The organism is Cupriavidus sp. H18C2, from assembly GCF_049393795.1.
GTDB lineage: Bacteria > Pseudomonadota > Gammaproteobacteria > Burkholderiales > Burkholderiaceae > Cupriavidus > Cupriavidus pauculus_C.
The window spans coordinates 37937-63525 of the sequence record NZ_CP186012.1; the positions used below are offsets into that span (position 1 = coordinate 37937).

The 25589-nt window shown below is 64.9% G+C and carries 23 protein-coding genes and 1 riboswitch; of the genes, 9 read left to right on the plus strand and 14 right to left on the minus strand.

Features of this window, described 5'->3' with window-relative positions; genetic code table 11:
- Positions 1-50: 50 nt before the first annotated feature.
- Positions 51-1142 (plus strand): porin, encoded by a 1092-nt coding sequence (locus tag EPAKOI_RS25510; RefSeq protein WP_423194709.1) that lies wholly within the window; start codon positions 51-53, stop codon positions 1140-1142.
- A 1602-nt stretch (positions 1143-2744) separates the two neighbouring features.
- The gene (locus EPAKOI_RS25515; protein WP_423194710.1) at positions 2745-3233 is read left to right on the plus strand and encodes a hypothetical protein; all 489 of its coding nucleotides are present in this window, start codon (positions 2745-2747) and stop codon (positions 3231-3233) included.
- 191 nt (positions 3234-3424) lie between these two features.
- Here EPAKOI_RS25515 and EPAKOI_RS25520 read toward each other — a convergent pair whose 3' ends face one another.
- From EPAKOI_RS25520 to EPAKOI_RS25540, 5 genes are all read right to left on the minus strand, one after another.
- The gene (locus EPAKOI_RS25520) at positions 3425-4585 is read right to left on the minus strand and encodes an IS30 family transposase (protein WP_423194711.1); all 1161 of its coding nucleotides are present in this window, start codon (positions 4583-4585) and stop codon (positions 3425-3427) included.
- 316 nt (positions 4586-4901) lie between these two features.
- Positions 4902-5336, minus strand: coding sequence for a hypothetical protein (locus EPAKOI_RS25525; RefSeq protein ID WP_423194712.1), 435 nt, complete (start codon positions 5334-5336; stop codon positions 4902-4904).
- Positions 5337-5519: 183 nt separating this feature from the next.
- A complete protein-coding gene (locus tag EPAKOI_RS25530) occupies positions 5520-6449 on the minus strand; it encodes a tyrosine-type recombinase/integrase (protein ID WP_423194713.1) in 930 nt (309 codons plus the stop codon).
- A 38-nt stretch (positions 6450-6487) separates the two neighbouring features.
- The gene (locus tag EPAKOI_RS25535) at positions 6488-6847 is read right to left on the minus strand and encodes a hypothetical protein (RefSeq protein ID WP_423194714.1); all 360 of its coding nucleotides are present in this window, start codon (positions 6845-6847) and stop codon (positions 6488-6490) included.
- Entirely contained in the window at positions 6844-7587 is a 744-nt protein-coding gene (locus EPAKOI_RS25540; RefSeq protein WP_423194715.1) for a DUF6884 domain-containing protein, read from the minus strand. The genes EPAKOI_RS25535 and EPAKOI_RS25540 overlap by 4 nt, the downstream gene beginning before the upstream one ends.
- 349 nt (positions 7588-7936) lie before the next feature.
- Between EPAKOI_RS25540 and EPAKOI_RS25545 the strand changes: the two genes are divergently transcribed.
- Positions 7937-8194 carry a hypothetical protein gene (locus EPAKOI_RS25545; RefSeq protein WP_423194716.1) on the plus strand — a complete coding sequence of 86 codons (258 nt, stop codon included), beginning with the start codon at positions 7937-7939 and terminating at the stop codon, positions 8192-8194.
- Between the two features lie 7 nt (positions 8195-8201).
- Here EPAKOI_RS25545 and EPAKOI_RS25550 read toward each other — a convergent pair whose 3' ends face one another.
- Positions 8202-8936 (minus strand): CbtA family protein, encoded by a 735-nt coding sequence (locus EPAKOI_RS25550; protein ID WP_423194717.1) that lies wholly within the window; start codon positions 8934-8936, stop codon positions 8202-8204.
- Positions 8937-8948: 12 nt separating this feature from the next.
- Positions 8949-9176, minus strand: coding sequence for a CbtB domain-containing protein (locus tag EPAKOI_RS25555; protein WP_124686850.1), 228 nt, complete (start codon positions 9174-9176; stop codon positions 8949-8951).
- A 2-nt stretch (positions 9177-9178) separates the two neighbouring features.
- A riboswitch (cobalamin riboswitch) is annotated at positions 9179-9335 on the minus strand.
- Between EPAKOI_RS25555 and EPAKOI_RS25560 the strand changes: the two genes are divergently transcribed.
- Entirely contained in the window at positions 9324-9920 is a 597-nt protein-coding gene (locus EPAKOI_RS25560) for a histidine phosphatase family protein (RefSeq protein ID WP_423194718.1), read from the plus strand. It overlaps the preceding riboswitch by 12 nt.
- Before the next feature lie 422 nt (positions 9921-10342).
- On the opposite strand, the gene EPAKOI_RS25565 is transcribed toward EPAKOI_RS25560, so the two are convergent.
- The 4 genes from EPAKOI_RS25565 to EPAKOI_RS25580 all read right to left on the minus strand — a co-directional run bounded on the left by EPAKOI_RS25565 (position 10343) and on the right by EPAKOI_RS25580 (position 16569).
- Positions 10343-11638: an MFS transporter gene (locus EPAKOI_RS25565; RefSeq protein WP_423194779.1), complete on the minus strand. Its 1296-nt coding sequence runs from the start codon at positions 11636-11638 to the stop codon at positions 10343-10345.
- A gap of 371 nt (positions 11639-12009) precedes the next feature.
- On the minus strand, positions 12010-14880 hold the full coding sequence (locus tag EPAKOI_RS25570; protein ID WP_423194719.1) for a c-type cytochrome: 2871 nt from the start codon (positions 14878-14880) through the stop codon (positions 12010-12012).
- A complete protein-coding gene (locus EPAKOI_RS25575; protein WP_423194720.1) occupies positions 14877-15386 on the minus strand; it encodes a (2Fe-2S)-binding protein in 510 nt (169 codons plus the stop codon). The genes EPAKOI_RS25570 and EPAKOI_RS25575 overlap by 4 nt, the downstream gene beginning before the upstream one ends.
- A 22-nt stretch (positions 15387-15408) precedes the next feature.
- Positions 15409-16569 carry an FAD-dependent monooxygenase gene (locus EPAKOI_RS25580; protein WP_423194721.1) on the minus strand — a complete coding sequence of 387 codons (1161 nt, stop codon included), beginning with the start codon at positions 16567-16569 and terminating at the stop codon, positions 15409-15411.
- 329 nt (positions 16570-16898) lie between these two features.
- Here EPAKOI_RS25580 and EPAKOI_RS25585 point away from each other — a divergent pair, with 329 nt between their 5' ends.
- Genes EPAKOI_RS25585 through EPAKOI_RS25600 form a run of 4 tightly spaced genes read left to right on the plus strand, consistent with a single transcriptional unit; the run spans position 16899 to position 20213 of the window.
- Complete coding sequence (locus tag EPAKOI_RS25585; protein WP_423194722.1) at positions 16899-17651, plus strand: maleate cis-trans isomerase family protein; 753 nt, start codon at positions 16899-16901, stop codon at positions 17649-17651.
- A gap of 13 nt (positions 17652-17664) precedes the next feature.
- Complete coding sequence (locus EPAKOI_RS25590; RefSeq protein WP_423194723.1) at positions 17665-18492, plus strand: alpha/beta fold hydrolase; 828 nt, start codon at positions 17665-17667, stop codon at positions 18490-18492.
- 22 nt (positions 18493-18514) lie between these two features.
- Positions 18515-19582: a 2,5-dihydroxypyridine 5,6-dioxygenase gene (locus tag EPAKOI_RS25595; RefSeq protein ID WP_124686858.1), complete on the plus strand. Its 1068-nt coding sequence runs from the start codon at positions 18515-18517 to the stop codon at positions 19580-19582.
- Complete coding sequence (locus EPAKOI_RS25600) at positions 19575-20213, plus strand: N-carbamoylsarcosine amidohydrolase (RefSeq protein ID WP_423194724.1); 639 nt, start codon at positions 19575-19577, stop codon at positions 20211-20213. Before EPAKOI_RS25595 ends, EPAKOI_RS25600 begins: the two co-directional genes overlap by 8 nt.
- On the opposite strand, the gene EPAKOI_RS25605 is transcribed toward EPAKOI_RS25600, so the two are convergent.
- Complete coding sequence (locus EPAKOI_RS25605; protein ID WP_124686860.1) at positions 20210-20938, minus strand: TetR family transcriptional regulator; 729 nt, start codon at positions 20936-20938, stop codon at positions 20210-20212. The two genes, EPAKOI_RS25600 and EPAKOI_RS25605, sit on opposite strands and share 4 nt — an antisense overlap.
- 93 nt (positions 20939-21031) lie before the next feature.
- Here EPAKOI_RS25605 and EPAKOI_RS25610 point away from each other — a divergent pair, with 93 nt between their 5' ends.
- Complete coding sequence (locus EPAKOI_RS25610) at positions 21032-23236, plus strand: molybdopterin cofactor-binding domain-containing protein (protein WP_423194725.1); 2205 nt, start codon at positions 21032-21034, stop codon at positions 23234-23236.
- 43 nt (positions 23237-23279) lie between these two features.
- On the opposite strand, the gene EPAKOI_RS25615 is transcribed toward EPAKOI_RS25610, so the two are convergent.
- Positions 23280-24377: a porin gene (locus EPAKOI_RS25615; RefSeq protein WP_423194726.1), complete on the minus strand. Its 1098-nt coding sequence runs from the start codon at positions 24375-24377 to the stop codon at positions 23280-23282.
- 208 nt (positions 24378-24585) lie between these two features.
- A complete protein-coding gene (locus EPAKOI_RS25620) occupies positions 24586-25578 on the minus strand; it encodes a tripartite tricarboxylate transporter substrate binding protein (RefSeq protein WP_423194727.1) in 993 nt (330 codons plus the stop codon).
- Between the last annotated feature and the right edge of the window lie 11 nt (positions 25579-25589).

The following is a 25589-nucleotide window of genomic DNA, read 5'->3' on the forward strand; positions in this document are numbered from 1 at the left end:
ACCCAATCACGCGGTACAGACCGAAAAGAATATCAACGGAGGAGAAAACGATGAAACTGCGCCACCTGGCGTTTTCGATCGCGCTCGGGCTGCCAGCCCTGGCGCAGGCTCAATCCGTGACGCTCTACGGCGTCATCGACACGGGCATCGAGTACCTCAACCACGTCGGCACCGCCGGGAATTCGGTGGTGAAGATGGCCAACCTGAGCGGCACCGTGCCGTCGCGCTGGGGCCTGCGCGGCACCGAGGACCTTGGCGGCGGCATGAAGGCTAACTTCGTGCTGGAATCCGGATTTGCTCCCGATAGCGGCGTCACCAACCAGGGCGGCCGCCTGTTCGGGCGGCAAGCGTGGGCGGGTCTGAGCGGCAACTGGGGCCAGGTCAGCCTGGGCCGGCAGTACACGATGCTGTTCTGGGCCATGCTCGACACCGACATTCTCGGGCCCAACGCCTATGGTTCCAGTTCGCTCGACAATTACCTGCCCAACGCCCGCGTGGACAACGCCATTGCCTACAAGGGCAAGTTCGGCGGGTTCACGGTCGGGGCGACGTACAGCTTCGGCCGCGATTCGGTCAATGCGGGGCCCAGCCCATCTGGCACGAACTGCGCAGGCGAGACCGCCGGCAACATGACCACTTGCCGCGAATGGTCGGCGATGCTCGGCTACGAAACCAACTGGTGGGGCGTGCTCGCTGCCTATGACTCGCTGCGCGGCGGCCCTAACGCGTTCGCTGGCCTGACATCGAGCGAGCTCAAGGACGACCGTGCCACGGTGGGCGGCTATGCGCTCGTAGGCCGCGCCAAGATCGGCGCGGGCTGGCTGGCGCGCCGCAACGGGGCGCTGGCCACACCGCGCAGCAACATGTACTACGCAGGCGTTGCGTACGACATCACGCCACAGGTAACGCTGTCAGGCGAAGCGTTCTACCTTGACTACCGCCACAGTTCCGACCGTGCATGGCTGGGCGCCGTACGCGCCAGCTACGCATTCTCGAAGCGGACCTCGGTGTACTCGACATTCGGCTACATCGACAATAGTGGCAAGCTCGCGCTCTCGGTAGATAGCGCGTCGACCGGTGCCAGCCCGGTAGCGGGCGGCACCCAGCTTGGCGCGATGCTAGGTGTCAAGCACGTCTTCTGACCTCGTCGCCGCAAACGGGGAGCTCCAACTGGCCCACACTCCGTTAGTGCTGACGGGTGTGGGATTTTTTTGGTTGGCTTTGCGAAGAGCCTTGCACTGGATAAAGGCTATGTACCAATCCACTGCAGCGCGTTACTAGGAGGTTTGGTTCTGACGTACCGGATCCGCGCCGTCCGGTTGAGCGAGGTCGTTGGTGTGCAGGCATGATTGAACGGATTTGTATGCGAACAGCCTCGCGTGGGCAACAGCTACGTACTCGGCAACGGCAACTCGTCAATGATGGGCGTGTCGGTTGGCGTCCGGCACAAATTCTGAGGCATCGGCACATTGGCCGTCCGGTCCCAATTGCCGTTCGTGAGTATGCCGGCCGTCCGGATTTGTAGCGAAATCCGAACGGCTGAAGTCGTCTAGGAAGCTGCCACTGGGAATGTCTGGGCCATTGTCCGCTCATGGCCGGACCCCGTCGTCGACCCACATTCACAGGCTAGGGCCAGCTCAATCGGCGGTTCGCGACCCTTCTGGGACACTTGGCGTCTGAGGTAGATTGTCCGCAGCCATTCAATACTCAGTCATTCGCTTTTGCGTCTCAATGACCAGCACGTCCTGACAGGTGCAGTGGCCGCGGCTCTAAGAGGCGGCACGAAGGTAGGCCGGTTCGCCACCTCTCCCCGCAAGCTGCTGCAACCCCTGGACAAATATGTCTATGGCGGCAGCTTCAATCTCAATGCCAAATGAGGCCGATTCAGGACGGGGTACTCTACGGCGGTCACTTTGCAGTCTTACGTCGACGAATGCCTTACCTGTGGACGTAAGGAGACCGAACTCAAATCGCGCCCCGCCCCCGCCAAATGACGGGTCAAAAGTCCCGATTTCGAATTGACGGACGTCAGCCCTATCATTTGGAAAGCCCCGCAGAGCCGCAGCGAATCGTGCAGCCGTATCGGGCCTCGCATACGCGAAGACCTCGCCGGAAAAGCGACCGTTCGATGCGCTGATGCTCATTTCAACAAGATCGTCGTCGCACCAGCGAATCGAGATTTCTATGCCAACCATAACAAGTTTCTAATGTGGCGGGAGGATGCTTGCCTCCGAGTGGAAGGAGGGTATCAAAGAAAGCTCAGGTCGGAAGGGCCAATCCAGTTGTCTCACAGCCACACCCCACGTTGCCGACAAGCTCGAATCCTACATTTTTGATAGATTTCCAACCAGTAGCGGCGTAGCGCAAGCCTGCAGATTGACCCTTTGAGCAATTCGAGCATATGAATAGACGTATCTTTTCCGTATGGAGTTCGGTAGACGGGTCTCAGATCACTATGAGCGAAGGAAGTGAGCGACCGAAGTTCGCCGACGGCACACTCGAACCCTTCTGTGAGCGATTAATGTTCGTCATCGAAGCCGCAAGCGCTGAAGAGGCTGCAGCGGTTCAACATCTTAGGCTCGGTTGGGAACCCTATCGACCGATGAGCAAAGCCGCAGCATGCCCCAATTGCGGATCAAATTTCTATCCAGGTGGATCGGGGCAATGCTGGAACTGTGATTACATGTGCTGATGCAGGCCTTGGTGCGGCTGCCGCCATTTGCACTTTAATCGAGTATTTTTCAATGGACTCTAATGAATACGCTCGTCGAGCTGCGAAACTGCAGTCAACTATTCGTGCGGCTTTTGCTGTCGTTCCCATTCCATCGGACCATAGGAGGGATGATGGCATCGCAAACTACGAGGCGGATGACGATGTTCAGAAGTTTTTTAGCCGCATGTGGACGGAAATCTCACTTGACCATTGGATTCGCTGCATTAGTCCGTCTGCCATCCGTAGCGCTTCAAATAGTGACTTCTTTAAATACTATTTGCCTTCGCTCCTAGTTGCGGTTCTGCAGGATAGTGACTATTCGTACTTGGCACTTGACGCTCTGCTTCCGGATAATCCCAAGTATGAACCGCGCTCTGGGTGGAAGGAGTTCCGCACGAGCTTTGCCGTACAACAGGCCGAGGCGATTGTTTCCTTCCTTGAGTTGATCAAAGAGAGCAGTGCCCCTGACAGCGCGGAATGGCATGGAGCGGACGCAGGGCTGGGCGGTTTGTGGAATTAGGTGCTTGCCCCAAGACTGGATCTTCGAAGGCGCGATCCATAGCCAGCCGATTTATCAGAAGTTGCTGCTTCACGTTCAGTTCGAGAACGGGTATATCAGGTCAGTGACCGTAGCCGTAGCCAGTGTCGCTTCGTCAATTGACAGCAGACGTTCGCCGACCAAATAAACAATGACGGAAACTGGTTGCGGATTCAACCGGTCGATGCAACGTACTGGTGAAACCTTTCAGCCGGCGTATCGAAGTTCAACGTCTTGCGAGGGCGCTCGTTTAGTCGCCTGGCTACGGCGTTGAGTTTCGCTTGCGAATATGCTGAGAGGTTGGTGCCCTTCGGAAAATACTGCCTCAGCAGTCCATTCATGTTTTCATTCGAACCGCGTTGCCAGGGATGCTGAGGGTCGCAGAAATAGACTTGAATATTTGTCGCCACAGTGAAGCGCTTGTGCCCGGCCATTTCTGTGCCCCGATCCCAAGTCAGCGATTTGTAGAGCTCCTGCGGCAGCTTCCTGACGTGCTTGATCAGCGCGTTGACCACGGCCTCAGAATCCTTGCCAGCCGTCTTCACCAGCATCACGAACCGGCTCTGGCGTTCAACCAGCGTTGCGATTTGGCTGTTAGCGTCGCCGAATAGCAGGTCGCCCTCCCAGTGCCCTGGTATCGCACGATCTTCGGCCGTGGCAGGACGTTCACTGATCGAGACGGCGTCCGCGATGTTGGTGCGTCCCTCAGTCTTCATTGTGTACTGGCGCGACCGACGCATGACCCTCGAGCGCCGCAAATGCTCCAGCAACTCCTTCTTCAAAGCGCCACGCGCCTGAATATAAAGGCTACGATAGATCGCCTCGTGTGACACCTGGTAGTCCTTGTTGACCGCATAGACATGCTTTAGCCAGCCCGCAATCTGCTCGGGGGACCACTGCAACCTCAGCTTGCCGGCGACGACCCGCGCCAGCACGCGGTTCCTGACAAGCTTACAGAGCTTCGGGCGACACGCTCGCTCCCAGGCCAGTGCGTCGGCCTGGCTCGCGCGATAGCTCTGCCGCCCCCCATTGCGCTCGAGCTCACGACTAATGGTAGACGGAGCGCGATTCAGCCGCGATGCAATGGCCCGAATCGAAAGCCCTAACGCCAGCGAGCGCGATATCTCCTCACGCTCGGCAAACGTCAACGCTCGCGCAGCGCGATGGCGTTGTGCCGGTCGAATGCCTCCCGCGTCCGACAAGATCCTCTGGACTGAAGAGTGCCCGCGATCAAATAACCTAGCGATCTCATGAATAGTATCTCCCTTGCGCCAGCGATCCCACATGAGTGCCTTCTGCGTCTCGGAATAATAAATCCTCGGCCTCTGCTTCATTTGCAACACCTCCACTGCTCACACAGATTCTAGGTGTTGCATCGACCGGTTGAATCCGCAGCCGGCTAGCGCCCCTCAACCGCCTACGCCACACGATACGCTGCACCGCACAATCGGCTGGGTGCCAACGTCTGCCATAGAAAGGTCTTACTGGGCAATATTGTCCGTTTTCTGAAGTGACCCCGTGACAGACGAAGCCTTGCAGTGTGGCGGCGGCGCGAAGCCTGGTAAGGACGGCCGCCGCGCGCTGCGACGTTTTGGGACTGGCTTGTTTCACTGTGCAACGGGATCAATCGATACTCAGACCTTCGGAATCCTAGCATCCCGTCCGGTACTGTTGGTCGCGGATCACGCGGTGCTGCTGGCGCAGGTTGTCTTGCCACGACGATGGGTTGGGGCGTCGCATCGAAGCTTCAACGGCCCTGGCCTGCTCGGCGAGCGCATCGCATGCTACGGCCTGTGGCTGGGCCTGTGCGGACGTGGTAGCAGTGGCGTTCTGCGCCCCCGCGCGAGACGTGCTCGCGCGCGCCTCGAGGTACTCCTGCTCTTGCCGGCGCACGCCTTCACTTTTGCCGATAGTAGAGACCGTCCCGACGGCGGTGCTGGCAATCGGAGAATAACCTGTTGGGCAGTAGAGATCCTGCGTGTACAACACTCGGCTGGCGCGCTGGCATTTCGTAAAGGCATGGGCTGTGCCCAGCGAAGCGCCGATCATGGCCAAGGCGGCCAAGCAGATCGTTACTCGACCCATGCGGAGCTCGGGTCGTTCGTGATAATCCAGCGCAGGCCCGCAAAAAGCGCGGCCAAGAGGGTGAGGGCGTACAGCGCCCAGGCGAGGGTGGTAACCATGCTGCTTCTCCCGGTGTTGTTCAGTTCGTTTGTCCGGAAATTCGAGCTGCGAGTATGGCGTAGCAGGCTTGCGACGGCCTCCCGGCTAAAGAGGGGGGCGATCCTGGCTCTCAGGCGCGTCGAGTGTCGCGACGATTCGTGCAACCGTCCTGTTGCTCGCCAGGCCCAGCCGTTCCGTAACTTCGTCGGGCGCAACGCCACGAATCAACAGCCGCCGGCAGTAGGTGTTCCGCAGGATCCGCGGGCCCATGTCTTCGGCATCGTGGCCAACCGCGGCGAATGCCTCACGAACGATCTTGCCAAGGCTCATGGCGGTGATCGGCGTACCTGTGCGCTGAAGTGAGAACAGGAGATCGCCTGCGGCTGGCCAAGCAGGGCGCTCACCAAGCCATGCGCTCAGTGTCGCGACCGCAAAGGGTTCCAGATGGATGGTTCGGGATAGCTTGGGCGGGCGCGCAGGTACGTGGAGATATGGCGGTGATGCGTGGGGGTTCAGGTCTTGGATGCGCGCCGCGCGGCCTTCGCTGGCCGTGACACCGGTGCCGAGGAACATCGCGATGATCGCCCGTTTCTGCAGGGTGGCCGGATCGTCGGAGGATTGCGGCCGTACGAATTCCTGCAGGTCTCGATCGACGTCCTCGGGCAGGAACAGGACATCGGGGTCGTCGACGGGCCAGTGCTGACCGAGTACGAGTTCGCTGGCAGGGTTGGCATCTCGTACGCCGATGGCCACAAGATGCCTGCAGAGGCGATCGACCAACTTGAGATAACGCATGCGCGTCGCTGGCGAGTAGTTTGCGGCATCGCCGTCGCGCCAGAAGCCATCGAGGACATCGGCGCCGAAGCTGGCCAACGTCGCACCGCGGCCGACCAGGTACCGGTAGAACCTGTCGAACATCGCCCGATGCTGAACGATGGATTGCTGGGAGAACGGCCGCCGGTCAGCGCCAGCGGCTTCGCGGGCCTGCCAGTCGGCATACGCCCGTTGAGGATCGGAAAGCCACAGTTTATCCATGACTAATTTATATACTGAAAGCTGCCTGCCTAGCAAACCTATCGTCGCTTCGCGACGCGATCTGCTTGCAAGTGGAGGGGTGGCCTGCCCGAACGCGGCGCCCGCCGAAGGCGCGCGTAACGGGGGTAGTAAGCGTCCGTCGCCTGTTCCACTGCTTCCACGCGGCTCAGCTCAAGCGGCGGGCATTCGAGTAGATGCTCGTCTGCGCAGTAACGCAGTATTTCAAGCAAAAGGGTGTGCCGGCGACTCTCGGGAAAATGGAGTCGACGATTCCTTGTCCAAGCGTGGTAGCCGGCAAAGGCGAGGGCGAGCAACTGCTCGGCCGTACCGTCCAGATGTTCCGCGAGGCGTTGGGCCTCCCCACTCAAGATGCGCTGGTTTTCGGCCTCGATGCTCATGACGGTAGCCCCAAGTCCGTTACGCTGACCCAGCGAGTACTCCCTCTCATGCGACCTTTCACATCGCAAGCGATTTCTACCTCTGCGGTCGGCCCCATAGGCCCCGGAAAGAGCGAAAGAACGTGCGCAGGCGTGGTCGTCGAACCTGGAATCGCCCGGTATTGGAGTTCGACCTCGGCGCCCACTTCGAATGGACCATATCGCCGAAACACCGGGTTGCCGTTTGGATGCGAGCCAATCTGCTCGACAAACTGCGGGGCCATTCCAGCGAGGAAACGAGCAAGTTGAGAGCGCTGGTTGCGGATACCGCCGCCGACATCCTCGATGGGCAGGCGCTCCGCGCCGACCAGCTTAATCGCAGCGCGCATCACGCGCCGGTAGGTTTGGCCACCTCCGAGGAGCACTCTGCTGGCCAAGCGTGCCCAGGCCACCTGCACGACGGACTGGTGCAGCCTCGCCAAAAACTCGTCTGCGCGGGCAGATGTCATCTTCAAATCGTAAGGGTCCAGCGTGTCGTCCGGCGATACGCAGCCATATTTTGCAGAGAGGATCACCATCGCAGGCGTGGCGCCGCTGCATGGAGTGTGGGTGCGGTAGGTCTGGTACATCACGCCCTGGTACAGCTGCAGAGCAGGGGAGCGGATCGCAGCCTTCTTCCCAGAACAGGCTAGAACCACTAGAGCGGGCGCCGCCGGATCAAATTCGACCCTTGTGTGGTGTGGGAAGAGGGCAAGTTGCATGGCGGGCACTCAAGCGATGTGGCGAAATTGCCCTTTGAGCGTACGCCACTGATCGGCATGTCAAGCATCCACCTTGCGGTCCCTCCGCCAATAATGCCCTCCGCGCCGCCGGCGTCAACGTCACGCCCGCGCAGTGCGAAAGGAGCTCGGTGACGTCGGCTCGCCGGCAACCATCATGCGCATGCGAGACGTCCGCTTCCCGAAAGGGTGCGGGCATTTCCTTTGTCTCCGATGCTATGGAATGCTATGAAGGTGTCTTCCTTAAGCGCTGCACTACGACCCCGACGCCCAGAGCCGTCCCGCATTTCGACTTCGTGATGCCGGATCACTCGTCGAATCAGGTCAGCGCGTGAGCATGATGGTGATCTACCTGAACGACGTACCCGAAGGCGGCGAGGTCGTGTTTCCCGAGATCGGCCTGTCGGTGTTGCCGCGCAAGGGCAACGCGCTCTATTTCGAGTACTGTGACGACGGCGGCCAGCTGGACGGCCGCACGGTGCGTGCGGCGGCCGCAGCGGCACGCGGCGAGAAATGGGTGGCGACCAAGTGGATGCGGCAGCGGCGCTTCGTGTCCGCCGCCGACGACGTGCGCGCCGCGTCGATGTAAGGGCCGGTTAGCGCGCCGGCGCCACCCCGCCCGCCATCAGCGGCTGGGCCAGCCGCGCGAAGATCAGTCCCAGCCCGCCCCAGAGCACGGCCTGTATGCCGAAGGTAGCTACCCGGTACTGCCAGAGCAGCGTAGCGGGAAAGCCGTTCGGCACCTCGTCGATGCCGGGCAGCCAGGCATGCGCCACCCCGGCCAGCACAACGAACGCCGCGCTGGCACCTAGCCACGTCGTCCACGCATCGGCCCGCGCCAGCAGTCGGCGCGCCGCCGCCACCGCCACGGTCATCGCCACCAGCGAAACGGCGATCATCGTGAAGAACAGCGCCGTGCGCAGGCCGATGGTGGACGGGTCGCCCACGGCCGGCGGATTGGGCGGGTACTTCAGAAACGGCACGACCACGATGGCCACGTAGCCCAGCAGCGACAGCAGCACCGACGTGGCGCGCGCATCGAGCCGCCCGATGCGGCCGTAGACGTAGGCAAACACCAGCGCGAACAGCCCGCCCAGCGCGCTGCCGAATACGGCCACGCCGACGAACAGGCCCGCGCCGGACTGCACCTCGCGGCTCACCAGTTCCGGCATCTCGTGCGCGTGGCTGCCGCCCATCTCATGGGCGGCCTGTTCCTCGACGGCGATGGCACGCGCCACCTGCGGCTCGCCCACCACGCGCGCAAAGCCAAAGGCCAGCAGGCTGGCCAGGAAGCCCGCGACCATGCCGCGGACCAGCAGACGTCTCACCATGGGGCGACTGCCTCAGTGGCAAGGAAAGCCAAGCAGGTGGCGGCCGTCGTGCACGAATTCATGCACGTACATGGTGTTGAAGACCGCCATGGCGCCCGCTTCGACACCCACGAAATAGATAGCCAGGAGCAGCAGCATGCCGCCGAACACGGCCCATGGCAGCAGTTCGCGGACGGGGATGGAAACAGGCAGGGATACCGGCGCGATGGCGGCCGGCGTGGCGATGGCACTTGCGTGCATGGGATTTCTCCTTGAGGATGGCGCGTCCTGTCACGGATCGTTGCCCGCAGGGAAGGTCTGACTCTACAGTGGCGCGACCGTGCCGGAATTCCACCGGCTTCCTCCCTTCGGAATCCGTGCATTCTAATCGACTCCCGGACCCGCCGCATGACTTCCCGCATCGCCCTGCTTTGCGTCCCCGCCACCGCCGCGCTGCGCACCGGCCGCTTTCCGGCCAACACGGCGCTAGACCTGCCAGATGCGGCCGATCTGGCAGGTCTGCCGACGCTGCGTGATCCGCTGCTGGCGATGATAGGCGGGGACTCGCCCCGCGTCTCACGCAGTCCGGCCCCCGTGGCGCGCGCCACGGCCGAGGCGCTGGGGCTGGAGGCCGCCGCCGACGCCGAGTTGCGCGAGGTGGACTACGGCAAGTGGACAGGCCAGTCGCTCAAGGACGTGGCCGCATCGGCGCCGGACGCGCTGGCCGCATGGCTGGCCGATCCGGCGATGGCCGGGCACGGCGGTGAATCGCTGCTGGCCGTGGCGTCGCGCGCGGCGCGCTGGATCGATGCCTGCGCGCCGGGACCGACGCTGGCCGTGACCCATGCGAGCGTGATCCGCGCGCTGGTGGTGCATGCGCGGGGCGCGCCGGCGCGGGCTGCCACGCGGCTGGACATCGCGCCGCTGACACTGACCACGCTGACCGGCCAGCCTGGCGGCTGGCGCGTGTCGACCGTGGCCGTCCCTATTCAGCCGGGCGGCTGAGGCGCTGGGGCGCCAGGCTGCTGCGGCGCGCGAGCGGAAAGGTCCGTAGACGTCCTGCCCCGTGTTCCAGAACGTGACCACAAGCCCACTGTCCTAGCCATCATCAGCGTGTTGCCGTAGGGCACGGTCGGTATGAACGCGATATCGGGCGCCACAGCCACGGGCGGCTCCGGGGCCGCTTCCACGGTCAGCACCAGTTCGACAGTTTAAGCAATCGACCGGGCAATCGCGGCAATCATCGCGCTGTTGCGGGCTCGGCACCCCGCCGTCGTCGCCTTCAGCGGCGGCAAAGACAATAGTGCTGAGGCGGCCCTCGTGCTGCACGTGGCAGTACTTCATCGCGCTGCGGAAGGCTCGCCGATTGTCATTTCGTTCATGGTGCGCCACCCGGAACGCCCGGTCGGATGTCACGGGCCACGCGCTCAGTCCAGCGCGCGATTCCTCGATTCAACGTTGACGGCCGCGATGGCGAACGCGCCGACGAGCAGCATCGTCGAGATCATCACCAGTGCAAGCGTGAAGTGCGAGGCCATGACCGGCGCGATGATGGCCGGCGCGAACAGGCCGCCGAAGCGTGCCACGGCGCCCGCGGTGCCCATGCCGGTGGCACGCAGGTCCGTGGGGTAGACCTCGGGCGTGAACGCGTACAGCGCCCCCCAAGTGCCCAGCAACGAAAAACTCATCAGCAGCGTCGAGCCGATAACCACGGTCGGGGAGGTGCCCAGGCTGTACAGCATGCAACCCACCGCGCTGAGCAGCAGGAATCCGATCAGCGTCGGCTTCCGACCCCAGCGCTCCACGCCATAGGCCGATAGCGCGAAGCCGGGCAATTGCACGATCGCTAGCACCACCAGGAACACCTGGCCGCGCATGAACGCAAAGCCTTCCGCGCTCAGCTTGATCGGCAGGTAGACAAACACGCCGTAGTACGCGATCGAAATCAGCGCCCAGGCGGCCAGCAGGGCGATGCTGCGGCGCCGGAAGCTGGTGGAAAACAGCGCGAAGACCGACTTCGGGGCAACCGGCTCGGACTTGAGCGGCGGGATGTCGACGTCGCGGCCATTCACCTTGGCCACGCGCTGCAGCACCTTGCGGGCCTCGTCGGACCTGCCGCTGCGGTTCAGGAACATTGGCGACTCGGGGATGTAAAAGCGTAGCACCACGCCGATCAATGCCGGAATGCCGGTGACCAGGAAGATCACGCGCCATGCCTGATCGCCATACGAAAGCGCCGCCAGCGCCAGCAGCGCCAGGCAGATGGTGCCGACGGCCCAGAACGATTCCAGCAGCACCAGCCATCGGCCACGTCGGTCGCTGGGCAGGAACTCGGCCATCATCGTGTAGTCGACGGGCAGCGTGCCACCTACGCCGATGCCGGTGAGGAAGCGCAGGGCCAGCAGCCAGGTCAGTTCCGGGGCAAACGCCGATGCCACACCGCACACGGCATCGATGACCACGGCCATCATCAGAACGGGCCGGCGGCCGATGCGATCGGCCAGGCGTCCGAAGAAGAACGCGCCGATCAGCATGCCCACGAAGAAGAACGTGCCGGTCTGCAGCGCCTGGGGCACGGTGATGCCGAACGTCTTGGCAATGGACGGTGCGCTGAAGCCGATCGACAGGACCTGCATCGCGTCGGCCAGCCATACCAAGCCGAAGATCACGAAGAGCCGATACTGGAACTTGCCCACGCCTGCGGCCTGGATGCCGCTTTCCAGCGATGCTTGGCCTGCCGTGCCGGCGGCGCCATGGCGGGCGCTCAGGCCGAGGCGGTCAACGCGCACGTCCTCACGGTAAATGTCAGGCGTTGCGGCCGCCACGGGGGGCAGGGCAGCCGCAGAGTCTTGATACGGGGATTGCATTGTCGCTCCTTATGGCGTGTTCGCCGTGGTTTGTCTACCCGAGATCTGGCCGTGCCGGGCGGCATTGCTGGGGTCGCAAGGTCCGCGCCAGCCGAATGGCGATCGATTGCTATCGATTCTGTGTACTGCTGGTCAACTTCAGGCACATTGGCAGCGCGCCGCCGCCTGTTTCCGGTGCGTGCGGCCGCCTTGTGCCGGACATCGGCACTGATGTAGTGAGCGCTACATTAGTGCTTGGGCTGCTGCCTTATCCTGGCGACCGTCGCTTCCACGTCGTGCCATGCCGGCTGGCCCGGCGCGAAACGCTGGCGCAGGTAATGCACGAGTTCGGTTACCTGGGCATCGTCGAAGCTGTCCGCGAACCCTGGCATGTAGCCAATGCCCGACTGCGGCGGCGTGTCGCTGCCGTGCAGCACCGCTTGGATCACGTTGTCCGGGCGCACACTGTGTAGGTTGCTATTGAGCGCCAGCGATGGCTTCACGCCGAACTGCGGCACACCGGCATTGCCCTGGTGGCACACCGCGCAGGCGCTCTGGTAAAGACGGTCGGTCGCGCCCGATAGCCGGAGCGCCGCCGCATCGCTGCGCGCCTCAACGGTCGCCACGTCCGGCGCGTCGGGCGCCGGTGGCTGGAACGACGCTACGTAGTGGGCAATCGCGCGCACATCGCTGGCAGGCAGTTCGCGCAAGCTCTCGACCACCGGTGCCATCGGCCCGGCCGCTGCGCCGTGGCGGGCGGCATAGCCAGTGCGCAGGTACTGGAATAGGTCGTCTTCCGTCCACGGCACTGGCGACTTCGACAGCGCGGTCAACGCCGGCGCTTCCCACCCTTCGGCCTCGCCGCCGGTCAAGTACGCCTTGCCGCCTTTCTCGGCGCCCAGCGCGTTGCGTGGCGAATGGCATGCGCTGCAATGCCCCAGCCCCTCGGCCAGATATGCGCCGCGATTCCACAACGCAGACCGGCTGGCATCAGGCTCGTACGGCGCATTACGGTGGAACAGCGCATTCCAACCGGCCAGCGCGGGGCGGAGATTGAATGGGAACGCGAGCTGCGTCTCGGGCGGGCGCGACGCCACTGGCTCGGTCGACATCAGGTAGGCGTAGAGCGCCTGCATGTCGGAATCGCTCACCTTGGCAAACGCGGTGTACGGGAAGGCCGGATAGAGGCGCCGGCCATCCCGATGGATACCCTCGCGCATGGCGCGCTCAAACGCGGCGTACGACCAGTTGCCGATGCCGGTTTCGACATCGGGCGTGATGTTGGTGCTGTAGACCGTGCCGAACGGTGTTTCCAGTCCCAGTCCGCCGGCGTTGCGGGCACCGCCTGGGACGCTATGGCACACCGCGCAATCGCCGGCTGCGGCTACCAGCCGACCGCGTTCGATGGTGGCGGCCGAATAGAAGCCGGGGCCGGTGGGCGCCACGGGCGCGATGGGTGCCCGCCATGGCATCACGGTGGCAAACAGGCCGGCCAGCGCCGTCAGCGGCGCCAGCACGGCAACCAGCCAGCGGCGCTTGCCTGCTCGCTGGCGCGCTGTCTCATCGGACGCGGCGGATGCCGTGGCCAATGCTTCGCGAATCTGGCCGGCACTGAATGGCGGCTCGCGCAGACGAATGCCCGTTGCGTCATGGATCGCATTGGCGACGGCGGCAGCGGCCGGCAGCGTCGCCGCCGCACTGCCGGCCAAAGAGCCAACGACGTCGATCTGTGTCGGCGCTGCCATGGCCACACCGGTTGCGTGCGTGGCCAGCGCAAACGCCGGTTCCGCTGTCGCGTCATCGCCCCAAGCATCGTATGCGCTGCCGCCAGCGGTGAGCTGCCGCGCGGCGACGGTTACGTCGTCCTTGAGCGATGTGGGCCGTGCCGGCGCATCGCTGCGGGTGACTTCGCGCTCGTGGCCGACCGTCACGCGCGTGACGCTGACGTCGCCTGTGCGGCTGTCGACTTCGACGTCCGCCACCCAGGCCGACCACGTGCGGGCGGGGCGTCCATCCTCGACGTCGACGACGCTGGCGTAGGCAAAGCCACGTCCGTGTCGAACCCCTTCGTCCGTCCTTGCGCGGCCGTGCAGCGGTCCGCGCCAACCGGACTGGGCGGCGACGCGTTTGATCAGTTCCGTGCCGGTGCAGTCTTCCAGCGAGCGGAGCCGCAAAGCCAACGGATCGAGATCGGCGCGCACGGCGAGTTCGTCCCAGTGGGATTCGTGGGCGAATACCTGGCCTCGCGCGGCGATGTCCGAAGGCACATCCATGGGCAGGGTGGCCGTGACGTCCAGGTGCTCCACCGCATACGGCGGCACCAGGCCCGGATCGACCGCAACGTCGTCGGCCGCCGGCGATGCCGTTCCGATTTGCGCCAGGGCAAGGGGCTGGCTAGCATGCGCTGGCGCGCTTGCGGCGATGCGATAGGCCGACTCCGGGGCCAGCGCGCCGCTGACTACCAGCGTCACGTGCGCCGACGCGCCGGTCAGGTCTGCCGCGTGGCATTCCGCCTGCACTGGCCGGCCTACTACCTGGGTCATCAGCGCCGCATCGGCTGCCGCCTGGGCCGCGCAATAGTTGTCATGGCGCGCCGTCGGGTCGGGATCGCAAACAATCAGGACCCGGCTCTCGGGGACGTCCAGCAACGCCGCCAGCGACGTCCGCAGCGCGGCTGGCTGCGTGCAAGCCAGCCACACATGCAACGTTCCGTGGCGCCATTCGGCTGTTGCCGTGCCGCAGGCGTCGATGCGCGGACTCAGCAGCGGCCAGCGGTAGCTCGCGTCGACACGCTGCGCGCTCTGCGCCAGTGCAGTTGCCGCATCGCCACGGGAGGCGATGCGCACCGTCCGGGTGTGCATGGGCTGGGCGGGGGGCGTGTCGGCCCGCCAGACAGGCTGTAAGGCCGCCGCCGCGGCCTTGGCCTGGTGGCGCGTGTCTGCCACGACCGCCAGGAAGTTGCCACGCGCGACAATGTCGACCACGCCGGCGCAGCGGCGCGCCAGATCGGCGTCGAAGCGCTGAAGGCGGGCGGCCCCGCCGGCCGGACGCGCCACGTAGCCATGCAGCACCGCAGCCGGCACCGCCAGTCGAACCGTGTCGTGCGTGCGCGCGTTCATCGGACTGCCTCGAACTCGCGTCGCGCGTCGGCTTCGCGCTGTAACGCTGCGGCGCGCCGCACTGCGCGAAGGATTTCCATGTGTGTGCCACAGCGGCACAGGTTGAACCGCAGCGCCTCGCGGATCTCGGCGTCGCTCGGGTCCGGGTTCACCGCCAGCAGCGCCTTCGTGCTCATGATCATTCCGTTGAGGCAGTAGCCGCACTGGGCCGCTTGCTCGTCGATGAAGCCCTGCTGAACCGGGTCCGGCTGCGCCCGGGTGCCGAGTCCTTCCAGCGTGGTCACGGCACGCCCCACGGCCGCGCCGGCGGGCACAATGCACGACCGTGCCGCCACGCCATCGATTAGCACCGTGCAGGCCCCACACTGGCCCAGCCCGCATCCATACTTCGGACCGTTACAGGCGAGGTCATTGCGCAGAACATAGAGCAACGGCGTTTGCGGATCGACACGGACATCGTGCGACGTCCGGTTCACGCGCAGCATCAGGGGACGGGATGCGGTCATCGTTGGGCGCCCTGCGGGGGAGTCAAGCGGCTGCCGGAACAGGCCGGGACGCCGGCTCGCGCAGGGCCACCGAGAACGCGTCGTAACCGAAGCACCAGTCGGGGTTCTCGTTGGTGCGCAGCCAGGTGTTATCGTGCGATACCTTCTGCACCTTGCCGGCGCGCTCGGCGCGATTGGCCTCGTACAGCGCGAACGTGTAGGCGTGGTCCTGCAAACCGGCTTCCGCGAAGCAGCGGGTCAACATGGCCGCGTCCTCGATGGCCATGGCGGCCCCCTGGGCCATGTGCGGCTTCATCGGGTGGCAGGCATCGCCCAGCAGCACCAGGCGGCCGCGGCTCCACAGCGGCAGCGGATCGCGTTCCAGCAACGGCCATTTGGTCACCTCGACCGTACCCTCGATCAGCGACTGCACCCCCGGGTGCCAGCCGTCGAAGGCGGCGCGCATCTCCTCGACGCTGCTCGGCACCCAACTCCGGCTCATGTCCCAATCGGCCTCGGGCACGCCCGTCACGTAGTAGATCTCATCCAGCTTGCTCGTGTCGAAATAGACCATCATGTGGCGATCATCGGACCACCACTTGGTGCAGCGGTCGTGCGTGAAACCCTTGACGCGCGAAATCGGGAACACAGCGCGGTGCGCCACATAGCCGGTGTATTTGGGGGGCTCGGCGCCCAGCAGATGCTCGCGGAGGCGGGAATTCACGCCGTCCGCGCCGATGACGATGTCAGCCTCTTCCACCGAACCATCGGCAAACGTCAGTTGGACCACATTGCCCAGGTCTTCCACGCGCTCCAGCTTCTTGTTGAATGCCAGCCGGGCCGGGTCCACGGCGTCGGTCATCAGCTTGTGGAAGTCGCCACGGTGCACGGTCAGATAGCTGGCGCCGTAGTGGGACAGCGCATAGTCGCCCAGCGGAATCTGCGCCACGACCTCGCCGGTCTTCCAGTCGCGGCTGTACCAGTAGTCGGGGTGGCAGCCCATCGCGTTCATGGCGTCCTCGATGCCGATGCGGCGCAGGATTTTCATCACATTGGGGCCCACGTGGATGCCGGCACCCAGCCGAGAGAACGCTGGGGCCTGCTCGTACAGCTTCACGTTGAATCCTGCACGCTGGAGCAGGGCGGCCGCAGCCGTCCCGCCAAGGCCCGCACCGATCACAGCAATTCGAGTATTCCCTTGCACGACGTCTCTCCTGAGTTAGTCTGTCACGTTAAATCGAGTGTACACACCACATATTTCCAAGTAAAGCCGACATGTGTGCAGGTAATGGAAAACCCTTAAAAGATGACGAGGCAGAAAAATCAATGCCCATGAATGGCGAAATAATGCGCCATAGACGGGATTCATTCATTCAGAAAGCACTGAATGAGTGCGTTGCAGAGCAACAAATCGCTTGTTGTAAAAATAAGATGTGTACACTAGAATTTTCCGGAAGGCGACGGACCGTGCGCCATGCGTCCCGTGCGGCATGGGCGGGTGGGTAGACAAAGACACAGACGATGGAGTGACAAGTGCAGAAAGTTTTCCGGATCGGACAGATCGTTCCCAGTTCCAACACCACCATGGAGACCGAGATTCCGGCCATGCTGGCCGCGCGCCAACTGGTGCGCCCCGAGCGCTTCACGTTCCACTCAAGCCGCATGCGCATGAAGACGGTCAAGAAGGAAGAGCTGGCGGCCATGGATGCCGAGTCCGACCGCTGCGCGCTGGAACTGAGCGACGCTCGCGTTGACGTGCTGGGTTACGCCTGCCTGGTCGCGATCATGTCGATGGGGCGCGGCTACCACCGCCAGTCCGAGACGCGCCTGAAAGCCCGCACCGAGGAAAATGGCGCCACGGCGCCGGTTGTGACAAGCGCGGGCGCGCTGGTCCATGCGCTCAAGGTGATCGGGGCGAAGCGCATCGCGCTGGTGGCGCCCTATATGAAGCCGTTGACAGGACTGGTGGTCGACTACATCGAGCATGAGGGGTTTGAAGTGGTGGAGTGGCGCGCGCTCGAGATTCCGGACAACCTTGAAGTCGGCCGCCACGATCCGTCGCGGCTGCCCGGCATCGTCGCCACGATGAACACGCGCGATGTGGATGCAGTGGTGCTGTCGGCCTGCGTGCAAATGCCGTCGCTTCCGGTTGTGGAAAAGGTCGAGGCCATGACTGGAAAGCCGGTCATTACGGCGGCCATCGCCACGACCTACGCGCTGCTTAAGGAGCTGGACCTGGAGGCGGTGGTCCCCGGTGGCGGCGCGTTGCTGTCCGGTGCCTATTGAACGGAGGCGCACCATGAGCATGTTCCTGTATGGCGGCAATGTGCACGCCAACGGCATCCGCCAGCATTACCTGCGCTACGGCGGCAGCGGTGACGGCCGCGATGCGCGCGATGCCGTCATCATTGTGCCGGGCATCACGAGCCCGGCCATCACGTGGGGCTTCGTGGGCGCGCAGTTTGGCACCCGCTTCGATACCTACGTCCTCGACGTGCGCGGCAGAGGCCTGTCCTCCGCCGGGCCAGAACTGGACTACAGCCTCGATGCGCAGGCCGCCGACGTGATCGCGTTTGCCCAGGCGCTCGGGCTCAGCCGGTACCAGATCGTCGGGCATTCCATGGGCGGCCGCATCGGCATCCGCGCCGCGCGCTCCCGGCCCGCTGGGCTGACTCGGCTGGTGATGGTGGACCCGCCGGTCTCCGGCCCGGGCCGCCGGCCGTACCCGGCCCAACTGCCGTGGTATGTCGATTCAATCCGCCTGGCCATGCAGGGCATCAATGCCGAAGGCATGCGCCGCTTCTGCCCCACGTGGACTGAGGAGCAGCGCCAGCTACGTGCCGAATGGCTGCATACCTGCGACGAGCGCGCGATGCTGGCCAGTTTCGAGGGCTTTCATACCGACGACATCCACGCGGACCTGCCTCATGTGCAGGTGCCGACGCTGCTGATCACGGCCGCGCGCGGGGAGGTGGTGCTGCCGGGGGACGTCGAGGAACTGAAATCGCTGCGGCCGGGGCTGCTGGAAACCCGGGTGCCGGACGCCGGCCACATGATCCCCTGGGATAACGAGCCCGGCTTCTACCAGGCTTTCGGTGACTTCCTCGGCGCGCCGCTCGCCGCTTGAGTCCAACTGCAAGGAGCCCATCATGGCCGTCAGTGACTATGACCTGACCTGCGCGTGGAAGCAGGTCCTTATGCTGTCGAAACTGGAGCCGGGGCAGACCGTCACCGTGCTGACCGGGGCCGATACCCACCCGCAGACGCTGCGCACCGCGCTGGTGGCGGCGGCGTCGATGGGCGCCGTCGTCAACCGGCTTGACTTGCCGCCCGTCAACGGCGAAAAGGCGCTGAGCCGCGACGCGCTGGCCTATCTGGGCACCACGCCGCTCACCGGCAACCCCGCCGCCATCGCAGCGTTGAAGGCCAGTGACCTGGTGCTGGACCTGATGACCCTGCTGTTCTCGCCGGAGCAGCATGACATCCTGTCCACGGGCACCAGAATACTGCTGGCCGTGGAGCCGCCCGAAGTGCTGGTCCGACTGGTGCCCACGGAAGCCGACCGCGTGCGCGTCAAGGCCGCCACCGCCCGGCTGTCGGGAGCCCGGACCATGCACATCACTTCTGACGCGGGCACAGATCTACGTTGCGACCTGGGCGAGTTCCCGGCCATCAGCGAGTACGGGTTTGTCGACGAGCCCGGCCGCTGGGACCACTGGCCCAGCGGCTTCGTGCTGACTTGGCCAAACGAGGGCGGCACTAACGGACACCTGGTGTTGGATCGCGGCGATATCCTGCTGCCAATGAAGTCCTATGTGCAGGAGCCGATCCACGTGACCGTGCAAAACGGCTACGTGACGAACATCGAGGGCGGGCTGGATGCCGAGCTGCTGGCCGACTATATGGCATCGTTTAACGACCCCGAGTCGTATGCGATGTCGCACGTTGGCTGGGGCCTGCAACCGCGCGCCCGCTGGTCGACGCTGGCCATGTACGACCGCGAAGCCACCATCGGCATGGACGCACGAGCCTACGAAGGCAACTTTCTGTGCTCGTTCGGCCCGAACAACGAAGCAGGCGGCAGCCGCACCACGGCGTGCCATATCGACATTCCGCTGCGCCGCTGCACAGTCAGGCTGGACGGCGAGCCCGTGGTGGCCGCCGGCAAGGTGCTGGACGGCGCAACCCATCCCAGCCAGGAGCCCGCTCATGCATGAAGAAGAACAGACGTACCGCCGCCAGGGTTTTGGCACGGCGATGGAACTAAAGGCCCCCTACGGCCTGCTGATCATCGATTTCGTCAATGGTTTTGCCGATCCGGCCGTGTTCGGCGGTGGCAACATCCCCGAGGCCATCGCCGCCACGCAGCCGCTGCTGGCTACCGCTCGACGGATGGGCTGGCCCGTGGCGCACAGCCGGATCGTGTTTGCCGATGACGACGCTGACCACAACATCTTCACGTTGAAGGTGCCTGGCATGCTGACGCTGAAGGAGGACGGCGCGTCGAGCCAGATCGTGCCGCAGCTTGCGCCGGCGCCCGGCGAGTTGGTGGTGCGCAAGACCGTGCCGTCGGCGTTCTTCGGCACGTCGCTGGCCGCGTGGCTGGCGCAGCGCGGCGTGCAGACGCTGCTGGTGGCTGGTTGCGTGACCAGCGGCTGCGTGCGGGCCAGCGTGGTCGACGCGATGTCGTACGGCTTCCGTCCGCTGGTGCTGTCCGACTGCGTTGGCGACCGCGCCATCGGTCCGCACGACGCGAACCTCTTCGACATGTCGCAGAAGTACGCGATGGTGATGCCGCGCGATGCCGCGCTGTCGGCCATCGGCGCGGCGGAGGCCGTGGCGGCCTAGGCCACCCGGCGGGGTCGGCCGCGCGGCCTGCGCGGCGCCCGCGTGGCTTCCACGGGCAGGATCTCGGCTCGATGGCACACGGCATTGAGTACGGTACGCTGGATGACGTCGCGCCAGTGCGCGACGGCCTCCGCGCGCATGATCGGCTCGCCCAGGAAAGCGCTCAGCGTATGGTGGTTCGAGTTGTAGAAGTAGCCCAGCGACGCGATGATCAGGTACACGTCGCGCGCGGTCAGGCCCGCCTGGAACGTGCCGGCCGCGATGCCGCGCGCCAGGATGCCGTCGAGCACCGACAGCGCATAGCCCGAGATCTCGTTGAGCCGCTCGGACTTCCTGGCATGGCGCGCGCGGCTCAGGTTCTCGCTGTTGAGGATGGCGACGAACTCGGGATGGTCAAGGTAGTATCGCCAGACGAAGTCGATGAGCTGCGTCAGCGCGCGAACCGGGTCATCAGGGTCCAGCACGAGTTGCTGCTCGGCCTCGTTGAGCTGCAGGTAGATGGTCTCCAGCACTTCGATGAACAGTTTCTCCTTGCTGCCGAAGTAATAGTAGATCATCCGGTCGTACGTATTGGCCAGCGACGAGATACTCTCGATGCGCCCGCCGTCGTAGCCGCGCTGCGCAAAAACCTTGATGGCGGCCTTGAGGATCTTGGCGCGGGTGTCTTGAGCCTGGCGGGCGCGGGTACCGGGGCGGGCGGGCGCGGTGTTCGTGTCTTTGGGCATGCGGGCCGTAGTCCGGAAGAATTCCAACAAGGCGCCGGCGGACCTGTACGCCGGCGCGGTTGCCAGTATAGCCGCGCATCATGAGCGTGCGGCATGGAAGGACGAACGATGTCAGAGACACCCCGCGCATTGCGTGAAACGTTGTTCCGAGAGGCCGGCGTGCTGCTGGTAACGCGGCCGGCGGCCGCGGCGCCGCGCCCGTCGGCGGGCCAGCCCGGCGCCGCCTCTGATTTCGTCTCCGACCTGCCCGACATCTTCATCGCGATCCGCGCCTCGGGCCAAATTCTGGCCTTCAACGGCCACGTCGACCTGGGCACCGGCATCCGCACGGCGCTGGCGCAGATCGTGGCCGAAGAACTCGACGTCGAACCGGACACGGTCACCATGGTGCTGGGCCATACCGAGGCCACGCCTAACCAAGGGCCCACCATTGCCAGCGCGTCGATTCAGATTTCGTCGCTGCCGCTGCGCCGGGCGGCCGCACAGGCCCGCGCCTGGCTCGTCAAACGGGCCGACGGAGGCACGGTGGACTTGGCAGCGCTGCTCGGCGGCGAGCACATCGAACTGCCGCTGGCCGACGACGTGCCGACCAAGCCGGCCGACCAGTACCGCGTGGTGGGTCGCAGCGCGCCGCGCGTCGATATCCCGGCCAAGGCCACCGGCGAGCTGACGTTCGTGCACGACGTGCGTTTGCCGGGCATGCTGCACGGTCGCGTCATCCGGCCGCCTTACGCCGGTCGCGACAGCGGCGACTTCGTCGGCACAAGCCTGATCGACGTCGACGAGGCGTCGGTGGCGTCGGTACCGGGGCTGGTGCGGGTCTACGCCGAGGGCGACTTCGTTGGGGTGGTGGCCGAGCGCGAGGAGCAGGCCATCGAGGCCGCGCGGCGGCTCAAGGTGCGATGGAAGCCGGTGCCACCGTTGCCGGATCTGAACGCGCCCGAAACGGCGCTGCGCGCGGCACCGGCACGCCGCCGCGCGTTGCTGCAGACCGGCGAAGCCTCCGCGGCACTGGCCGCCAGCGCGCATCGGCTGGAAAGGACCTATGTCTGGCCCTACCAGATGCACGGCTCAATCGGGCCGTCGTGCGCAGTGGCAGACTGGCGCGACGGCCGGCTGACGCTCTGGTCGGGGACACAGAATCCGCATGTACTCCGTATCGACATGGCGCGCCTGACGGGTCTGAACGAAGGCGCCATCGAGGTAGTGCGGATGGAGGCCGCCGGCTGCTATGGCCGCAACTGCGCTGACGACGTCTCTGCCGACGCGGTGCTGCTGTCGCGCGCGGTGGGCCGCCCAGTACGCGTGCAGCTCAGCCGCGAACAGGAGCATCTCTGGGAGCCCAAGGGCGCGGCGCAGTTGATGGACGTGCGCGGCGGTGCGGAAGCCGACGGCGCGCTGACCGCCTACGAGTTCCTGACGCGCTATCCGTCGAATGACGCGCCGGTGCTGGCGTTGCTGCTGACCGGGCGGGTGCCGTCATCGCCGCGGATGCTGGAGATGGGCGACCGTACCTCCGTGCCCCCCTACGCTTATCGCGCGATGGACATCGCCTGTGACGACACGCCTGCTATTGCGCGCGCATCCTGGCTGCGCGGCGTGTCCGCGCTACCCAATACCTTCGCGCACGAGTCCTTCATCGATGAACTGGCGCACCAGTGCGGCGCCGATCCGCTGGCGTTCCGCCTGCGGCATCTGCCCGACACCCGCGCCTGCGAACTGCTGGTGGCACTGGCGCAGGCCGCCGGGTGGCACGAGGGCATACGCGGATCACGCGGACAGCCTGGGGCGGACGGCCTGCTGCGCGGGCGCGGCATTGCCTATGCCCGCTATATCCACAGCAAGTTCCCTGGCTTCGGCGCCGCCTGGGCGGCCTGGATCGTTGACGTGGAGGTGGACCCCGCCACCGGCAACGTAGGCGTGACGCGGCTGCATGTGGGGCAGGACACCGGCCTGATGGTGAACCCGGACGGCGTGCGCCACCAGATTCATGGCAACGTGGTGCAGAGCCTGAGCCGCGTGCTGCGCGAGCAGGTGCGGTTCGATACCCAGGGCGTAGCCAGCCGCGAGTGGGGCAGCTATCCCATCGCTGGCTTCACCGATCTGCCCGACATCGACGTTCTGCTGATGCCGCGCCAGGGGGAGAGTCCCCTAGGCGCTGGGGAATCTGCATCGCTGCCCGGTGCGCCGGCAATTGCCAACGCGCTGTTCGATGCCACCGGCGTCCGCCTGACGCGGGCGCCCTTCACACCGGAGGTGCTCCGGCAAGCGTGTTCCAGCCCCTTTGCAGCCGTGTAACCGATGCCCCGTTCCCGTCTTGCGAAGAAAACGAGGCAAGTGCTCAGAACTTATGGCGGATGCCGACCACCGCGCCTAGCTGGTTGGTGCCGGGCAGCCCGATGGTCGTCGCCGGCCCGTTGAGGCCGATGCGCGCGCCGTCGTCGTTGCGTACATAGGCAGCCTGCGCATAGACGTCCGTGCGTTTGGAGAAAGCATAGTCGATCAGCAGCGCGGCGCTCCACGCGTTGCCATTGCCGCGCCGGTCATCCAGCAGATAAGCCGCACCGCTGAACGATAGCGCTGGCGTGAGCTGGTATCCCACGCCAATCCAGTACAGGTCCGCGCGGCGCGAAGGCACGGTGGCCGTCGTGCCAATGTTGCCGTTAAGCCAGCGGTACCCCGCGTACACCTTGGCATTGGGGAGCTTGTAGGTCGCGGCTACAGCCAGACGCTGGTCCTTCTGGGACGGATTCTGGCCCGCGATGCCGGTGGTGCCTTGCTGCATGTCGTAGATCACCGTCATCCCGACGTTGCCCGCGTTGTATTCCAGGCCGCCGCTGATTGCCCGGTCGCTCTGCGGATTCCCGGCCACTTCACTGGCCATGCCGCCGCCCGACAGCGACGTACCGCGCGCGAACGCATAAAGTCCCGTCACCGTGAGGCCGCCGAATCTGCCGACATACTTGGCCGTGTTGTCGTAGCGGCCGGCGGTCATCGTATCCATCATGAAAATGGAATAGCGCGGGGACACAGCCATGGCGTCGTAGTTGATCAGGATGTCATACAGGATGTTGTTCTGCCTGCCCAGCGTGACGCGCCCGTACGGCGATGACAGGCCCGAGTAGGCCTGGCGCCCGAACAGGCGTCCGCCCTGGGCGGACGTGCCGGCGTCGATGTCGAAGCCGCTCTCCAGCACGAACAGCGCCTGCAGGCCGTTGCCGAGGTCTTCGGTGCCGCGGATGCCCCAGCGTGAGCCCGACAAGTTGCCGGACGCCATGCGCGTCAGGCTGTGGTTGGCGGCATCGGCATGGGTTAGAAACTCGATGCCGGCGTCGGCTACCCCGTACAGCGTGACCGACGATTGCGCGTGTGTCGCCGGCGCGGCGAGCATGGCCGCGGCTAGCGCGACATGCCGAAAGGAAAGGCGTGATTGGCTCATTGTATTGGTATGACGGTTGGAGATGCCCTGACTTCCTCCGTACGTCACGGGAATTCGGCGCGCAGCCCCCCGACGCCTGGACGTTGGGTCCAGATCGCAGGGACGAACGCGCTCTCACGGGGGCTGGCGTGGCGCCCGAGGCGTGACGTTGCGGAGGAAGGGGGAAAAAGGGGTCGGCCTGCTGTGACCTGGGCGGTGACCCGGCGGGTCAGTCGACCAGCAGGTTGATCTTTGTCGCGAACTTCTGCCAGCGATCGATATCACTGGTCACCAGCTTCTGGAACTCGGCCGGTGTGCTGGTCGTGGTGGCAAAGCCAAGCTGCGCGAGCGTGGCCTTGGTCTCGGGCCGGGCCACCGCCTTCGCGATCTCGGCATTAAGCTTCCGCACGATGTCGGGCGGGGTATGGGCAGGCGCCAGAATGCCGAACCATTGGTCAACGTCGTATCCCGACAGGCCCAGTTCGCTGACGGTTGGTACGTCGGGCAGGAACGGCGAGCGGGTCTTGGACGTAACGGCCAACGCGCGCAGCTTGTTGCTCTTTAGATAGGGCACCGTGTTGGTCAGGGTGTTGACGCTGACGTCGGCCTGACCGCCCAGCACATCGGCAATGGCCGGGGCGCAGCCCTTGTAGGGCACATGCAGCATTTCCATCCTAGCGGAGACCTTCAGCAGTTCGCCAGCCAGATGCTGCGGCGTGCCATTGCCGCACGAGGCGTAGCTGGGCGGCGTGCCGCTCTTGCCGGCGGCGAGCAGGTCATTGAACGTGCGCAGCTTTGACTGGTACGGCACCGCGATCACCGAAGGCACCGAGGCAAAAGTGATGACGGCGCTGAAGTCGCCCTTGGGGTCGAACTGTAGCTTCTTGAAGACGCTCGGGTTGATCGCAAAGCTGCTGTTGACGATCAGTAGCGTGTAGCCGTCCGCCGGGCTTTTCGCCACGAACTCCGCGCCGATATTGCCGCTCGCGCCGGGGCGGTTGTCGACCACCACGGGCTGGCCCAGCGACTTGCTCAAGTCCGCGCCAATCAGCCGCGCAAGCGCGTCGGTGCCGCCGCCAGCCGGAAACGTCACGACCACGCGTATCGGTTTCTGGGGAAACGCGCTCGCAATGTTGGCCTGCGCACGACCGGGCAGGGTGCCAAGCGTACCAGCCACGAACAGCAGCGATGCCAGACTGCTGACGACGGATAGGGGTCTCATGTGTTTACCTC

What these genes read in the sequence shown, in the direction of transcription:
- EPAKOI_RS25530 (WP_423194713.1), bottom strand. Translation starts at nt 6,449, where the DNA reads ATGGATAAACTGTGGCTTTCCGATCCTCAACGGGCGTATGCCGACTGG.
- EPAKOI_RS25515 (WP_423194710.1), top strand. Translation starts at nt 2,745, where the DNA reads ATGGACTCTAATGAATACGCTCGTCGAGCTGCGAAACTGCAGTCAACT.
- EPAKOI_RS25590 (WP_423194723.1), top strand. Translation starts at nt 17,665, where the DNA reads ATGAGCATGTTCCTGTATGGCGGCAATGTGCACGCCAACGGCATCCGC.
- EPAKOI_RS25560 (WP_423194718.1), top strand. Translation starts at nt 9,324, where the DNA reads ATGACTTCCCGCATCGCCCTGCTTTGCGTCCCCGCCACCGCCGCGCTG.
- EPAKOI_RS25520 (WP_423194711.1), bottom strand. Translation starts at nt 4,585, where the DNA reads ATGAAGCAGAGGCCGAGGATTTATTATTCCGAGACGCAGAAGGCACTC.
- EPAKOI_RS25615 (WP_423194726.1), bottom strand. Translation starts at nt 24,377, where the DNA reads ATGAGCCAATCACGCCTTTCCTTTCGGCATGTCGCGCTAGCCGCGGCC.
- EPAKOI_RS25610 (WP_423194725.1), top strand. Translation starts at nt 21,032, where the DNA reads ATGGAAGGACGAACGATGTCAGAGACACCCCGCGCATTGCGTGAAACG.
- EPAKOI_RS25600 (WP_423194724.1), top strand. Translation starts at nt 19,575, where the DNA reads ATGCATGAAGAAGAACAGACGTACCGCCGCCAGGGTTTTGGCACGGCG.
- EPAKOI_RS25555 (WP_124686850.1), bottom strand. Translation starts at nt 9,176, where the DNA reads ATGCACGCAAGTGCCATCGCCACGCCGGCCGCCATCGCGCCGGTATCC.
- EPAKOI_RS25550 (WP_423194717.1), bottom strand. Translation starts at nt 8,936, where the DNA reads ATGGTGAGACGTCTGCTGGTCCGCGGCATGGTCGCGGGCTTCCTGGCC.
- EPAKOI_RS25575 (WP_423194720.1), bottom strand. Translation starts at nt 15,386, where the DNA reads ATGACCGCATCCCGTCCCCTGATGCTGCGCGTGAACCGGACGTCGCAC.
- EPAKOI_RS25620 (WP_423194727.1), bottom strand. Translation starts at nt 25,578, where the DNA reads ATGAGACCCCTATCCGTCGTCAGCAGTCTGGCATCGCTGCTGTTCGTG.
- EPAKOI_RS25595 (WP_124686858.1), top strand. Translation starts at nt 18,515, where the DNA reads ATGGCCGTCAGTGACTATGACCTGACCTGCGCGTGGAAGCAGGTCCTT.
- EPAKOI_RS25535 (WP_423194714.1), bottom strand. Translation starts at nt 6,847, where the DNA reads ATGAGCATCGAGGCCGAAAACCAGCGCATCTTGAGTGGGGAGGCCCAA.
- EPAKOI_RS25510 (WP_423194709.1), top strand. Translation starts at nt 51, where the DNA reads ATGAAACTGCGCCACCTGGCGTTTTCGATCGCGCTCGGGCTGCCAGCC.
- EPAKOI_RS25570 (WP_423194719.1), bottom strand. Translation starts at nt 14,880, where the DNA reads ATGAACGCGCGCACGCACGACACGGTTCGACTGGCGGTGCCGGCTGCG.
- EPAKOI_RS25605 (WP_124686860.1), bottom strand. Translation starts at nt 20,938, where the DNA reads ATGCCCAAAGACACGAACACCGCGCCCGCCCGCCCCGGTACCCGCGCC.
- EPAKOI_RS25540 (WP_423194715.1), bottom strand. Translation starts at nt 7,587, where the DNA reads ATGCAACTTGCCCTCTTCCCACACCACACAAGGGTCGAATTTGATCCG.
- EPAKOI_RS25525 (WP_423194712.1), bottom strand. Translation starts at nt 5,336, where the DNA reads ATGGGTCGAGTAACGATCTGCTTGGCCGCCTTGGCCATGATCGGCGCT.